14 protein-coding genes are annotated in these 13058 nt (G+C 55.7%); 11 read left to right on the forward strand and 3 right to left on the reverse strand.

Annotated elements, in window-relative coordinates; genetic code table 11:
- The first annotated feature begins 63 nt into the window (after window positions 1–63).
- Genes hycB through hycI form a run of 8 tightly spaced genes read left to right on the forward strand, consistent with a single transcriptional unit; the run spans window position 64 to window position 7340 of the window.
- Window positions 64–675, forward strand: coding sequence for a formate hydrogenlyase subunit HycB (gene hycB, locus FDX01_RS09195; protein ID WP_096755962.1), 612 nt, complete (start codon window positions 64–66; stop codon window positions 673–675).
- On the forward strand, window positions 672–2498 hold the full coding sequence (gene hycC / locus FDX01_RS09200; protein WP_117343180.1) for a formate hydrogenlyase subunit 3: 1827 nt from the start codon (window positions 672–674) through the stop codon (window positions 2496–2498). Before hycB ends, hycC begins: the two co-directional genes overlap by 4 nt.
- Window positions 2499–2500: 2 nt before the next feature.
- The gene (locus FDX01_RS09205; protein WP_096755964.1) at window positions 2501–3424 is read left to right on the forward strand and encodes a respiratory chain complex I subunit 1 family protein; all 924 of its coding nucleotides are present in this window, start codon (window positions 2501–2503) and stop codon (window positions 3422–3424) included.
- A gap of 17 nt (window positions 3425–3441) precedes the next feature.
- Window positions 3442–5151, forward strand: coding sequence for a formate hydrogenlyase subunit HycE (hycE, locus tag FDX01_RS09210; protein WP_137399668.1), 1710 nt, complete (start codon window positions 3442–3444; stop codon window positions 5149–5151).
- 9 nt (window positions 5152–5160) lie between these two features.
- Window positions 5161–5703, forward strand: coding sequence for a formate hydrogenlyase subunit HycF (gene hycF, locus FDX01_RS09215; protein WP_115257624.1), 543 nt, complete (start codon window positions 5161–5163; stop codon window positions 5701–5703).
- A complete protein-coding gene (gene hycG / locus FDX01_RS09220) occupies window positions 5703–6470 on the forward strand; it encodes a formate hydrogenlyase subunit HycG (RefSeq protein WP_115257625.1) in 768 nt (255 codons plus the stop codon). Before hycF ends, hycG begins: the two co-directional genes overlap by 1 nt.
- A complete protein-coding gene (locus FDX01_RS09225) occupies window positions 6467–6877 on the forward strand; it encodes a formate hydrogenlyase maturation HycH family protein (protein WP_115257626.1) in 411 nt (136 codons plus the stop codon). Before hycG ends, FDX01_RS09225 begins: the two co-directional genes overlap by 4 nt.
- Window positions 6870–7340, forward strand: coding sequence for a hydrogenase maturation peptidase HycI (gene hycI, locus FDX01_RS09230; RefSeq protein ID WP_117343181.1), 471 nt, complete (start codon window positions 6870–6872; stop codon window positions 7338–7340). Before FDX01_RS09225 ends, hycI begins: the two co-directional genes overlap by 8 nt.
- A 67-nt stretch (window positions 7341–7407) precedes the next feature.
- Here hycI and FDX01_RS09235 read toward each other — a convergent pair whose 3' ends face one another.
- From FDX01_RS09235 to ascF, 3 genes are all read right to left on the reverse strand, one after another.
- Window positions 7408–7647, reverse strand: a complete 240-nt coding sequence (locus FDX01_RS09235; protein WP_115257628.1) for a SymE family type I addiction module toxin — start codon at window positions 7645–7647, stop codon at window positions 7408–7410.
- A 194-nt stretch (window positions 7648–7841) separates the two neighbouring features.
- Window positions 7842–9266 carry a 6-phospho-beta-glucosidase gene (locus tag FDX01_RS09240; protein WP_137399669.1) on the reverse strand — a complete coding sequence of 475 codons (1425 nt, stop codon included), beginning with the start codon at window positions 9264–9266 and terminating at the stop codon, window positions 7842–7844.
- 22 nt (window positions 9267–9288) lie between these two features.
- The gene (gene ascF, locus FDX01_RS09245) at window positions 9289–10743 is read right to left on the reverse strand and encodes a PTS cellobiose/arbutin/salicin transporter subunit IIBC (protein ID WP_137399670.1); all 1455 of its coding nucleotides are present in this window, start codon (window positions 10741–10743) and stop codon (window positions 9289–9291) included.
- Window positions 10744–11006: 263 nt separating this feature from the next.
- On the opposite strand from ascF, the gene FDX01_RS09250 reads away from it, so the two are divergent.
- The 3 genes from FDX01_RS09250 to FDX01_RS23690 form a co-directional block, all read left to right on the forward strand.
- Window positions 11007–12020, forward strand: a complete 1014-nt coding sequence (locus FDX01_RS09250; RefSeq protein WP_115257631.1) for a LacI family DNA-binding transcriptional regulator — start codon at window positions 11007–11009, stop codon at window positions 12018–12020.
- A 144-nt stretch (window positions 12021–12164) separates the two neighbouring features.
- Entirely contained in the window at window positions 12165–12710 is a 546-nt protein-coding gene (hydN, locus tag FDX01_RS09255) for an electron transport protein HydN (RefSeq protein WP_096759340.1), read from the forward strand.
- Window positions 12711–12851: 141 nt separating this feature from the next.
- A partial coding sequence (locus FDX01_RS23690; RefSeq protein WP_249360926.1) for an acylphosphatase occupies window positions 12852–13058 on the forward strand: 207 nt, incomplete at its 3' end.

Genomic DNA, 13058 nt, shown 5'->3' on the forward strand with positions numbered 1-13058 from the left:
GTCGAAAATGACATTTGATAGACATGTTTTCGTCAAAAATGACTATCACCTGAGGAATGCCTGGTGAATCGTTTTGTAATTGCTGACTCCACTCTTTGTATCGGCTGCCACACCTGTGAAGCCGCCTGCTCAGAGACACATCGCCAGCATGGCCTGCAGTCAATGCCGCGCCTGAAAGTGATGCTAAATGAAAAAGAATCTGCGCCGCAGCTTTGCCACCAGTGTGAAGATGCGCCTTGTGCCACCGTTTGTCCGGTCAATGCGATTAACCGTGTCGACGGCGCCGTACAGCTGAATGAAAGCCTGTGCGTGAGCTGCAAACTGTGCGGGATCGCCTGTCCGTTTGGGGCCATTGAGTTTTCAGGCAGCCGTCCGCTGCATATCCCGGCGAACGCCAACACGTCAAAAGCGCCTCCTGCTCCGCCAGCGCCAGCTCGCGTCAGCACGCTGCTGGACTGGGTGCCGGGTATTCGCGCCATTGCGGTGAAATGCGACTTGTGTAGCTTTGATGAACAAGGTCCGGCCTGCGTGCGCATGTGCCCAACGCAAGCCCTGCATCTGGTGAGCAATATGGACATCGCCCGCGCCAGCAAACGTAAGCGTGAGCTGACGTTCAATACCGACTTCGGCGATCTCACCTTGTTTCAGCAGGCTCAGAGTGGGGATGCAAAATGAGCGCAATTTCACTGATTAACAGCGGCGTGGCCTGGTTTACGGCGGCGGCGGTTCTGGCATTTCTGTTTTCGTTTCATAAGCCGTTAAGCGGCTGGATCGCCGGTGTCGGCGGTGCGGTGGGTAGCCTCTGTACGGCGGCTGCGGGGTTCCTCGTACTGACCCGCGCCGTTGCGGTTAGCGGCGTGATGCCGTTTATCGGTCATAGCCTGCAAATGTCGCCGCTGAACGCTATCTGGCTGATTACGCTGGGTCTGTGCGGCCTGTTCGTCAGCCTGTACAACATCGACTGGCACCGTCACCCGCAGGTAAAAGCCAACGGACTGCTGGTTAATCTGCTGATGGCGGCGGCGGTGTGCGCGGTGGTTGCCAGTAATCTCGGCACGTTGGTGGTGATGGCGGAAATCATGGCGCTGTGTGCGGTGTTCCTGACCGGGTGCAGCAAAGAAGGCAAGCTGTGGTTTGCGCTGGGTCGTGTCGGTACGCTGCTGTTGGCGATCGCCTGCTATCTGGTGTGGCAGCGCTACGGTACGCTGGAACTGCGCTTGCTCGACCTGCGCACTCAGCAACTGCCGCTCGGTGCTGACATCTGGCTGTTGGGTGTGGCGGGCTTTGGTCTGCTGGCCGGGATTATCCCACTGCACGGTTGGGTGCCACAGGCACACGCCAACGCCAGTGCACCGGCGGCGGCGCTGTTCTCTACCGTGGTAATGAAGGTGGGTCTGCTGGGTATTCTGTCCCTGTCGCTGCTGGGCGGTAATGCACCGCTGTGGTGGGGCGTTACGCTACTGGTGCTGGGGATGATCACCGCGTTTATCGGCGGCCTGTATGCCCTGATGGAGCACAACATCCAGCGTCTGCTGGCGTACCACACGCTGGAAAACATCGGCATTATCCTGCTGGGTCTGGGTGCTGGCGTGACCGGTATTTCCCTTAACCAACCGGCACTGATCGCACTTGGCCTGACCGGCGGTTTGTATCACCTGGTCAACCATAGCCTGTTCAAAAGCGTCCTGTTTTTGGGCGCAGGCAGCATCTGGTTCCGCACCGGTCACCGTGATATCGAGAAACTGGGCGGTATCGGTAAACGTATGCCGGTGATTTCTCTGGCGATGCTGGTTGGCCTGATGGCGATGGCCGCGCTGCCGCCGCTGAACGGCTTTGCCGGTGAGTGGGTTATCTATCAATCCTTCTTCAAGCTGGGTAATAGCGGCGCGTTCATCGGTCGTCTGTTAGGACCGTTGCTGGCTGTCGGTTTGGCAATTACCGGCGCGCTGGCGGTGATGTGTATGGCGAAAGTCTACGGTGTGACGTTCCTCGGCGCACCGCGCACGAAGGAAGCGGAAAACGCCTGCTGCGCGCCTATCCTGATGAGCGTGAGCGTGGTTGCGTTGGCTATCTGCTGCGTGATTGGCGGCGTTGCTGCCCCATGGTTGCTGCCGCTGATTTCTGCCGCTGTTCCGCTACCGCTGGAAACGGCGAATACCACCGTATCTCAGCCGATGATCACGCTGCTGCTGATCGCGTGTCCGCTGCTGCCGTTCATCATCATGGCTATTTTCAAAGGCAACCGCCTGCCGTCACGTTCACGCGGTTCCGCGTGGGTGTGTGGTTACGATCACGAGCAGTCAATGGTGATCACTGCGCACGGCTTTGCCATGCCGGTTAAAGAAGCCTTTGCTCCGGTACTCAAACTGCGTAAATGGCTGAACCCGGTATCCTGGGTTCCGGGCTGGCAGAACGCGGCGGCACCGGTGTTGTTCCGTCGCCTGGCGCTGATTGAGCTAGCGGTGCTGGTGGTGATTGTGGTTTCACGAGGAGCCTGAAAATGAGTGTTTTATATCCGTTAATTCAGGCGCTGGTGCTGTTTGCCGCGGCGCCGCTGTTGTCCGGTATTACCCGCGTGGCGCGTGCGCGTTTGCATAACCGCCGCGGTCCGGGCGTGTTGCAGGAATATCGCGACATTATCAAGCTGCTGGGCCGTCAGAGCATTGCGCCAGCGGATTCCAGCTGGGTCTTCCGCCTGACGCCGTTTGTGATGGTGGGCGTTATGCTGACTATCGCTACCGCGCTGCCGGTGGTGACCGTGGGCTCGCCGCTACCGCAACTGGGTGATTTGATCACGCTGATTTACCTGTTTGCCATTGCCCGCTTCTTCTTTTCTATCGCCGGTCTGGATACCGGTAGCCCGTTCACCGCTATCGGCGCCAGCCGTGAAGCGATGCTCGGCGTACTGGTGGAGCCGATTCTGCTGCTGGGCTTGTGGGTGGCGGCGCAGGTTGCTGGTTCGACCCACATCAGCAACATTGCCGATACCATTTATCACTGGCCTGCCGCGCGTAGCATCCCGTTGATTCTGGCGCTGTGTGCCTGTGCCTTCGCCACCTTTATCGAAATGGGCAAGCTGCCGTTCGACCTCGCGGAAGCCGAGCAGGAGCTGCAGGAAGGTCCGCTGACCGAATACAGCGGCAGCGGTTTTGCGGTGCTCAAGTGGGGTATCAGCCTCAAGCAACTGGTCGTTTTGCAAATGTTTGTCGGCGTGTTCCTGCCGTGGGGGCAGATGGAAACCTTCACTGCGGGCGGGCTGCTGCTGGCGCTGGTGATTGCTGTCGTTAAGCTGGTCCTCGGCGTGCTGGTCATCGCCCTGTTTGAAAACAGCATGGCGCGTCTGCGTTTTTGCGCCACTTCACGCGTGACCTGGGCCGGTTTTGGGTTTGCGTTTTTAGCCTTCGTCTCCTTGCTGGTGGCGTGATTTAAGAGAGTTTGAACATGTCTGAAGAAAAAGTAGGTCAACACTATCTCGCCGCTCTGCACCAGGGCTTCCCGGGCGTGGTGCTGGATGAAGGCTGGCAGACCAAAGATCAGCTGACCATCACCGTGAAGGTCAACTATCTGCCGGAAGTAGTTGAATTTCTCTACTACAAACAGGGCGGCTGGTTGTCGGTGCTGTTTGGTAACGACGAACGTCAGCTGTGCGGTCATTACGCCGTCTACTATGTCATGTCGATGGAACAGGGCACCAAGTGCTGGATAACCGTTCGCGTAGAAGTCGACGCCAATAAACTGGAGTTCCCGTCCGTGACGCCGCGCGTACCGGCCGCTGTTTGGGGCGAGCGTGAAGTACGCGACATGTACGGCTTGATCCCGGTAGGGTTACCGGACGAACGCCGTCTGGTACTGCCGGATGACTGGCCGGACGAACTCTATCCGCTGCGTAAAGACAGCATGGATTACCGTCAGCGCCCGGCGCCGACTACCGATGCCGAAACCTACGAGTTCATCAACGAACTGGGTGACAAGAAAAATAACGTGGTGCCGATTGGCCCGCTGCACGTCACCTCCGATGAACCAGGTCACTTCCGCCTGTTTGTTGATGGCGAAAACATCATCGACGCCGACTACCGTCTGTTCTATGTCCACCGCGGCATGGAGAAACTGGCGGAAACCCGTATGGGTTATAACGAAGTGACGTTCCTGTCGGATCGCGTATGCGGTATTTGTGGTTTTGCCCACAGCACGGCGTACACCACCTCCGTGGAAAATGCGATGGGGATTGTGGTGCCGGAACGCGCGCAGATGATCCGCGCCATTCTGCTGGAAGTGGAACGTCTGCACTCGCACCTGCTGAACCTTGGCCTGGCGTGCCACTTCACCGGCTTTGACTCCGGCTTTATGCAGTTCTTCCGCGTGCGTGAAACGTCGATGAAAATGGCGGAGATCCTCACCGGGGCGCGTAAAACCTACGGTATGAACCTGATCGGCGGCATCCGTCGTGACCTGCTGAAAGAGGACATGATCCAGACCCGTCAGCTGGCGCAGCAGATGCGTCGTGATGTACAGGATCTGGTCGACATGCTGCTCAGTACGCCGAACATGGAACAGCGCACCGTCGGCATTGGCCGTCTGGACCCGGAAATTGCTCGTGACTTCAGTAACGTCGGCCCAATGGTGCGTGCCAGCGGCCACGCGCGTGATACCCGCGCGGACCACCCGTTCGTCGGTTACGGTTTACTGCCGATGGAAGTGCACAGCGAGCAGGGCTGCGACGTTATTTCCCGTCTGAAAGTGCGTATCAACGAAGTCTATACCGCGCTGAACATGATCGACTTTGGCCTCGATAACCTGCCGGGCGGCCCGCTGGCGGTGGAAGGCTTTACCTATATTCCGCACCGCTTCGCGCTGGGCTTTGCCGAAGCACCGCGTGGCGATGACATCCACTGGAGCATGACCGGCGACAACCAGAAGCTGTATCGCTGGCGCTGCCGTGCGGCCACCTACGCCAACTGGCCGACGCTGCGTTACATGCTGCGCGGTAACACCGTCTCCGATGCCCCGCTGATTATCGGTAGCCTCGATCCTTGCTACTCCTGTACTGACCGTATGACCGTGGTCGATGTACGTAAGAAGAAAAGCAAAGTCGTGCCGTACAAAGAACTTGAGCGCTACAGCATCGAGCGTAAAAACTCGCCGCTGAAATAAGGAATCGCCATGTTTACTTTTATCAAAAAAGTCATCAAAACCGGGGCACCAACGTCGTCCTATCCGCTGGAGCCGATTGCGGTTGATAAAAACTTCCGCGGTAAGCCGGAACATAATCCGCAGCAGTGTATTGGCTGTGCGGCCTGTATCAATGCGTGCCCATCTAACGCGCTGACAGTAGAAACAGATCTGGTCACCAATGAGCTGGCGTGGCAGTTCAACCTCGGTCGCTGTATTTTCTGTGGCCGCTGTGAAGAAGTCTGCCCGACGGCGGCGATCAAGCTGTCGCAGGAGTATGAGCTGGCGGTATGGAAGAAAGAAGATTTCCTGCAGCAGTCTCGTTTTGCTCTGTGTAATTGCCGCGTCTGTAACCGTCCTTTTGCGGTGCAAAAAGAGATTGATTACGCCATTGCGTTACTGAAGCACAACGGTGATTCCCGTGCGGAAAATCACCGTGAAGGCTTTGAGACCTGCCCGGATTGTAAGCGCCAGAAATGCCTGGTGCCGTCTGACCGTATAGAACTGACTCGCCATATGAAAGAGGCCAGCTGATGAGCAATTTATTAGGCCCACGTGATGCCAACGGAATTCCGGTCCCGATGACCGTGGATGAATCCATTGCCAGCATGAAAGCGTCATTGCTGAAAAGCATCAAGCGTTCAGCGTACGTTTACCGCGTCGACTGTGGTGGCTGCAACGGTTGCGAAATCGAAATCTTCGCCACCTTGTCCCCGCTGTTTGACGCCGAACGTTTTGGCATCAAAGTGGTTCCGTCGCCGCGCCATGCGGATATTCTTCTGTTCACCGGTGCGGTAACCCGCGCGATGCGTTCTCCGGCACTGCGTGCCTGGCAGTCTGCCCCGGACCCGAAAATTTGTATCTCCTATGGGGCCTGCGGCAACAGCGGCGGTATCTTCCACGACTTATACTGCGTATGGGGCGGCACCGACAAAATTGTTCCCGTGGATGTGTATATTCCTGGTTGCCCACCGACGCCTGCCGCCACGCTGTACGGTTTCGCGATGGCGCTTGGCCTGCTGGAGCAGAAAATTCACGCACGTGCACCAGGCGAACTGGACGCACAGCCTGCGGAAATTTTGCACCCGGATATGGTTCAGCCGCTGCGTGTGAAGGTCGATCGCGAAGCACGTCGTCTGGCGGGTTATCGCTATGGTCGTCAGATTGCCGATGACTATATGAATCAGTTGGGGCAGGGTGAGCAACAGGTGGCGCGCTGGCTGGAAGCGGAAAACGATCCGCGTCTGACCGAGATCGTCACGCATCTTAATCATGTTGTAGAAGAGGCGCGTATCCGATGAGTGAAACGGTGGTGTTCAGTCAACTGAGCCGTAAGTTTATTGATGAGAACGATGCAACGCCCGCCGAGGCGCAGCAGGTTGTCTATTACAGCCTGGCGATTGGTCACCACTTAGGCATAATCGACTGCCTGGAAGCGGCGTTAACCTGCCCGTGGGATGACTATCTGGCGTGGATTGCCACGCTTGCCGAAGGAAGCGAAGCTCGCCGTAAGATGGAAGGCGTACCGAAGTACGGTGAAATCGTCATCGATTTTAACCATGTGCAGATGCTGGCGCGCGCGTTTGATGACGCGCTCGCCGCGCAAACGCCGCAGCAGCAGGAATGGAGCAAGCTGGTGCTCAGCATGCTGCATGACATTCACCAGGAAAGCGCCATCTATCTGATGGTGAGGAGACACCGTGACTGACGTTTTATTGTGTGTCGGCAACAGCATGATGGGTGACGACGGTGCGGGTCCGCTGCTGGCAGAAATGTGCGCGGCTGAGCCTAAAGGCAACTGGGTGGTCATCGACGGCGGAAGTGCGCCAGAAAATGACATCGTCGCGATCCGCGAACTGCGCCCGGAACGTCTGCTGATTGTTGATGCCACTGACATGGGACTCAATCCCGGCGAGATCCGCATTATCGATCCCGATGATATTGCCGAGATGTTCATGATGACCACCCATAATATGCCGTTGAACTATTTGGTTGATCAGCTCAAAGAGGATGTTGGCGAGGTGATTTTCCTCGGCATTCAACCGGATATTGTCGGCTTTTATTACCCGATGACACAGCCAATCAAAGAGGCGGTCGAGACCGTGTATCAGCGATTAGCCGGTTGGGAAGGCCATGGCGGATTTGCTGAGTTAGAAGCGCCAGAAGAGTAAGCATTCCCAGCGCCGGATGTCAGCCACGCTCGGCATCCGGCCTGTTCCGCCTTTACATATCCAGCCGTTATTCAGTTGCCTGCTCAATAATTAATTTCCCCTGCATCACCGAAACATTCACCTCTGTGCCGGTCGGAAAACCCGCCTGTTCCAGCCAGTCGCCATTCAGCGTTAATGAGGCGTGTCGACTGATACGCAGGGTGAATCCGGTACGGCGATCTTCGTAGCGTCTTCTGACGTAACCCACTTTTAAACGACGCACGGGTTTGGCGATAATCATTGGTGTTTGAACATTATCAGTAGACATGAACGTTTCCTTGTTACGAACGGTGAAAAGTAAAAACTACTGAATAAAATGCCAGTAATAATGCGCGACAGCAAACCGCAGAATGGAATGACGATCCAGAAAAATGAATGTAAAAAATGAAACGGGAAGGAAGGGAGGATGTTTGTGGCGGGTGATCATGTGGGCCGGATAGCAAGCGCCATCCGGCCCGACGATCAGTCCAGATCAGCCCCGTTGCTGGCGATCACTTTTTTATACCACCAGAATGATTTCTTGCGAGTACGCGTCAGCGTGCCATTGCCTGCGTCATCGCGGTCGACATAGACAAAACCGTAGCGTTTGCTCATCTCGCCGGTGGAGGCGGAAACCAGATCGATACAGCCCCAGGTGGTGTAACCCATCAGCGGCACGCCGTCTTCAATGGCGTCTGCCATGGCGCGAATATGGTCGCGTAAATAGCGGATGCGATAGTCATCGTTGATCTCGCCGTTGGCATCGATTTCATCTTTTGCCCCCAGTCCGTTCTCCACCAGAAACAGCGGTTTCTGGTAGCGGTCATACATCATGTTTATGGTGATGCGCAGACCCAGTGGGTCAATGCCCCAGCCCCATTCGCTGGCTGCAATGTACGGATTGCGCAGCGACTTTACCACGTTGGCGGCGCTGGTGTTGCCGGTGTTCATTTCTGCCGAGGCGCAGCGCGAGGCGTAATAGCTGAAGGAGACAAAATCGACGGTATTTTTCAGGATGTCGTCATCTTCCGGGGCTTTCTCAATCACTACGCCCTTGTCACGAAACACGCGGGCTGAGTAGGCGGGATAAGCACCACGCGCTTGTACATCAATAAAGAACAGGTTTTCACGGTCCTTTTCCAGCGCGGTCCACACATCTTCAGGTTTGCACGAGTAGGGGTAAAAGTTTCCACCCGCCAGCATGCACCCGACCTGGTTGTGCGGATTGATTTCATGGGCGATTTTGGTTGCCAGTGCGCTGGCAATCAGTTCGTGGTGCGCGGCCTGGTATTTCACCTGATCCTGATTTTCACCCGCTTCAAACACCAGTCCCGCGCCGGAAAAAGGGCTGTGCAGCAGGATGTTGATTTCATTGAACGTCAGCCAGTATTTCACCAGACCATCAAAGGCCTCGAAGCAGGTACGGGCGTAGCGGGTGAAAAACTCCACCATTTTGCGGTTACGCCAGGAGCCATACTCGGTGACCAGGTGCATCGGTACATCAAAGTGGCACAACGTCACCAACGGCTCAATACCGTACTTTTTGCACTCGTCAAACACCGAGCGATGAAAATCAATGCCTTCCTGATTTGGCGTCAGTTCATCCCCGTTCGGATAGAGCCGACTCCAGGCAATTGAGGTACGAAACACCGTGAACCCCATTTCTGCCATCAGGGCGATATCGTCTTTATAGCGATGATAAAAATCAATTGCTTCATGGCTGGGATAAAACTCGTCATCCCGCAGTTGAACGCGCTTTTCCTGACCCAGTTTAACCGGCATTCGATGTGCGCCGTGGGGGATCATATCCACGGTAGTCAGCCCTTTGCCGCCTTCCCGATACGCCCCTTCAGACTGGTTGGCGGCCAGTGCGCCGCCCCATAAAAATCCTTGCGGAAAAACAGACATAATAAACCTCAGTTAGTATCCGTCAGATGCTGGCGCCATTGATATTTCCCGGCTGCGCAGCCTGATTTTTTCTGGCCTGCGCGGCCGCATCTTCGACGGGAATATCCTCAAAGCCGAGCAGCAGCGTTAAGACAAACGACAGCACTACCGCCAGCGCCATGACGCCAAATACCCAGACAATGGTCATCGGATTGGCCGGGTCAAAAAACTGTACGCTGGTGAACAGACCTGGTGCAGCCATCGAGTGGCTTGCCAGTCCTGCCATCCCGGCTACGGCACCGCAGATAAAGCCGCTGATAAGACTGGCAATCAGCGGACGTTTCAGGCGTACCGCCACGCCGTACAGCGCCGGCTCGGAAATCCCTGCCATAATGGCGGAGGCCGCCGCGGCTAACGCTGTCTGACGCAGTTCCGGGTTTTTGGTTTTCCAGGCGACCGCTAAAGAAGATCCACCCAGCGACAGGTTGGCGCCAATTTCAGACGGCATAACCATGCCTTCTTTACCGGTTTCGGCAATGGTTTGAATAATGGTGGGGGTAAAGACGCGGTGCATGCCGGTCATCACCAGAAGCGGCCACAGTGCGCCCATAATGGCCACCGACAGCCAGCCCAGATAGCCGTGAATGGTGTACACCAACGCGGAGATCGCGCTGCCGATCCAGATGCCAATCGGGCCAATTAAGACGATGGCGAGCGGGGCGGCGATCAGCACGATCAGCATTGGTTTCAGGAAGTTTTTGGTTACGGCTGGCGTAATGCGATCCACCCACCGTTCGATGTACGACAGGCACCAGGTCATGACCAGCGCCGGGATCACCGTGTAGGTGTATTTCACCGCTGTGACCGGGATCAGCGCGAACTCAACGTGCTCGCCCTGTGCGGCCTTAGCCATCAGATCAATAAAGCTCGGATGCACCAGCACGCCCGCAATAGCAATAGCCAGCGACATGTTGGTTTTGAATTTAATGGCGGCAGAGGCGGCGACCATCAGCGGCAGGAAGAAGAATGCGCCGTCGCCAATCACTGTCAGGATCGTCAGCGTCGAGGAGCCTTTTTGCAGCACGCCGGTCATTTCGAGGATCATTGCCAGCAGTTTCAGCATCGATCCACCGATAATCGCCGGGATCAGCGGTGACATAGTGCCGATCAGCGCATCAAGGATCCCTGCCCCAATACGCTTGAGCGTCAGTTTGGGTTTGCCTGCGGGTTCGCTGGGCTGCATATCGCCCGGCAGCAGGCTGACGACCTCGCGATACGCCTGGGACACGGTATTACCAATGATCACCTGGCACTGATTGTCGCTACGCACTACGCCGAGTACGCCATTAAGCGTTTTTAACGTGGCGCTGTCGACCTGCGAATCATCTTTGATAACGAAACGTAAACGGGTCATGCAGTGGGTTACTGCGGTGATGTTCTCGACGCCGCCCAGAGCCGTCACAACCGAGCGCGCCAGCGCTGCATAATTTTTAGACATCGGATTTAATCCTGTTTTATCAGTAGGGTAGGTAATGTCTTACCGTTTATTTTCGTCTCATGTTGGTGATGATGAAACATTGATAGGAAACCGGTTCCACAAAATCATGTTTAATTTATGCTATTTATACAAGATTATATTTTGATCATTTTTTGTATTTGTGACTACGATCACCAGATAACGCGTTCTGCGATTGAGCAGCAAGGACAGCGGTGAAACGGTGCAGTACACTGCGTCACATTGCGTGAAAAGGGATGAGTAAGATGACCACGATGTTGGAAGTGGCGAAGCGTGCTGGCGTGTCGAAAGCTACGGTTTCCCGGGTGCTTTCGGGGAACGGCTACGTCAGCCAGGAGACCAAAGACCGCGTGTTCCAGGCTATTGAAGAGAGTGGCTATCGTCCCAATTTGCTGGCGCGCAGCCTGGCGGCGAAGAGCACGCAGACGCTGGGTCTGGTAGTGACCAACACCCTGTATCACGGCGTTTATTTTAGCGAGTTGCTATTTCACACTGCGCGTATGGCGGAGGATAAAGGACGCCAGCTTCTGCTTGCCGACGGTAAACATAGTGCCGAGGAAGAGCGTCAGGCGATTCAATATCTGCTCGACCTGCGCTGTGATGCTGTCATGATCTATCCGCGTTTTCTCAGTGTGGATGACATCGATGAGATTATCGATGCACACGCCCAGCCCATTATGGTGCTTAACCGACGCCTGCGTAAAAACACCAGCCACTGCGTCTGGTGCGATCAAAAACAGACCAGCTTTAATGCCGTCACGCAGTTGATTCGCGCCGGGCATACCGAGATTGCTTTTATCAGCGGCTCAATGGATTCGCCCACCGGCGTGGAGCGACTTTCCGGTTACAAAGACGCGCTGGCGCAGCACGGCATTCCGTTGAATAATGATTTGATTGTGAAGGGTAAATGGACGCCAGCCTGTGGCGCTGAAGGCGTTAAAACCTTACTTTTACGCAAGGTGAATTTCACCGCGCTGGTGGCCAGCAATGATGATATGGCGATTGGCGCGATGAAGCAGTTGGACGAGCAGGGCATTAATGTTCCCGCGCAGGTGTCGGTGATTGGTTTCGATGATATAGCCCTTGCGCCGTACACCATTCCGGCGCTTGCCAGCGTCAAAATCCCGGTCACGGAGATGGTCCAGGAAACCATAGGACGCCTGATCTTTATGCTGGACGGCGGAGCCTTTACGCCAGCGAAAAACTTTACCGGCGAGCTTATCCCTCGCGCCTCTCTTGCCCCGACACTTTCACGCTGATGCTGTCATTTGTCATCGTCACTAGTGACGATGACAGGCATTTTTGCAGCGAAGTAAAATAAAAACCCTTTAATAACAGTGCATTAAATTCTGGCACGATTTATGAATGCTTCGGCAGATAATCTGTCATTGCTGGAGAATTTGATGAACCGTTTCATCATTGCAGACGCCAATAAATGCATTGGTTGCCGTACCTGTGAAGTGGCCTGCGTGGTATCCCATCAGGATAACCAGGACTGCGCATCGCTGACCCCTGAAACCTTTTTACCGCGCATTCACGTGATCAAAGGCGTTAACGTCTCTACCGCGACGCTGTGCCGTCAGTGTGAAGATGCGCCGTGTGCCAACGTCTGCCCGAACGGTGCAATTAGCCGCGATAAAGGCTTTGTCCACGTGATGCAGGAACGCTGCATTGGCTGTAAAACCTGCGTGGTCGCTTGTCCTTATGGCGCAATGGAAGTGGTTGTCCGTCCGGTTATTCGTAACAGCGGCGCGGGTCTGAACGTGCGTGCTGAAAAAGCCGAAGCCAACAAATGCGACCTGTGCCACCATCGCGAAGCCGGTCCTGCCTGTATGGAAGTCTGCCCGACGCATGCGCTGATTTATGTCGATCGCAATAAACTGGAGCAGCTGAGCGCGGAAAAACGCCGTCGTGCGGCACTGGACTCCACCGCATCTTTGCTGTTCTGATTGTCCAAAATCCGCGTAAAATACCTGCCTGATGGCGCTACGCTTATCAGGCCTACAGGGCAATAACACGTAGGCCGGATAAGGCGAAGCCGCCATCCGGCAAAGGGATGTTTCAGGGATACACGATCGCGGGAATTCAACATGACACTAAGCAACCACTCCGGTGTAGAGCTGCGCATTCGCGGTAAGGTACAGGGCGTTGGGTTCCGACCCTTTGTCTGGCAACTGGCGCAGCGGCTACAGCTGCATGGCGACGTCTGTAACGACGGCGACGGGGTGGTGGTGCGTTTGCTCGAAGACGCAGCGCAATTTATTGCCGAACTGCATCAGCACTGCCCGCCGCTGGCG

The organism is Citrobacter sp. wls613 (genome assembly GCF_005281195.1).
Taxonomy (GTDB): domain Bacteria; phylum Pseudomonadota; class Gammaproteobacteria; order Enterobacterales; family Enterobacteriaceae; genus Citrobacter; species Citrobacter gillenii.